Source organism: Streptomyces sp. AC627_RSS907 (genome assembly GCF_019049165.1).
Genome location: NZ_JAGMUE010000941.1, coordinates 1 through 885 on the forward strand (window position 1 = coordinate 1; position 885 = coordinate 885).

Below are 885 nucleotides of genomic sequence, written 5' to 3' on the forward strand. Positions count from 1 at the left end.
GGTACGCGCCGTCGCGCCACTCCTCCACGCCGGGCACGGCGGTGGCGGCGAGGTGGCCGAACAGGTTGTCCGGGCACAACGGGGCGCGGAAGGGCAGCCGGAGGCTGAGCACGCCGGGCGCGGTGGGCCGGTCGCCGCGGCGGGTGCGCCCGCGCAGTTCCGTCGGGGAGAGGGCGAAGACCTCCCGTACGGTCTCGTTGAACGTGCGGATGCTGGCGAAGCCGGCGGCGAAGGCGACCTCGGCCATCGGCAGCTCGCTGGTCTCGATCAGCAGCCGGGCGGTCTGCGCGCGCTGCGCGCGGGCCAGCGCGAGCGGGCCCGCGCCGAGTTCGGCCAGGAGTTGGCGCTCGATCTGTCGGGTGCTGTAGCCGAGCCGGGCGGCGAGGCCGGGGACGCCCTCGCGGTCCACCACGCCGTCCGCGATCAGCCGCATGGCCCGGGCGACGAGGTCGGCGCGCTCGTTCCACTGCGGGGAGCCGGGGCTGGCGTCCGGGCGGCAGCGCTTGCAGGCGCGGAACCCGGCCTGCTGGGCGGCGGCGGCGCTCGGGTAGAACGTCATGTTCTCGACCTTGGGCGGCACCACCGGGCAGCTCGGGCGGCAGTAGATGCGGGTGGTGAGGACGGCGGTGAAGAACCAGCCGTCGAAGCGGGCGTCCTTGGACTGGACGGCTCTCACGCACCGGTCGAAGTCAGAGTGCATGCGCTCAGCATCGCGGTTGCGCACGGCTGGGGGCTCGCGGAAATCCGACATGGCCCTGGAGCCGCGCCCATCTGGCTGATCTTGATCCATCGGCCCGCCGTCTCACCCTCGCCTCGCGCCGCCCCGTTCCGTCCCGCCCCGGGGCGGGCCCGCCGGCGCCTGCCGGCGGCGGGGCGAGGTCAGGG

General features: G+C 75.3%; 1 protein-coding gene. It reads right to left on the reverse strand.

What is annotated here, in order from left to right:
• On the reverse strand, positions 1–700 hold a 700-nt coding region (locus KUM32_RS39575; RefSeq protein ID WP_217146574.1), incomplete at its 3' end, for a bifunctional transcriptional activator/DNA repair enzyme AdaA.
• Positions 701–885: the final 185 nt, after the last annotated feature.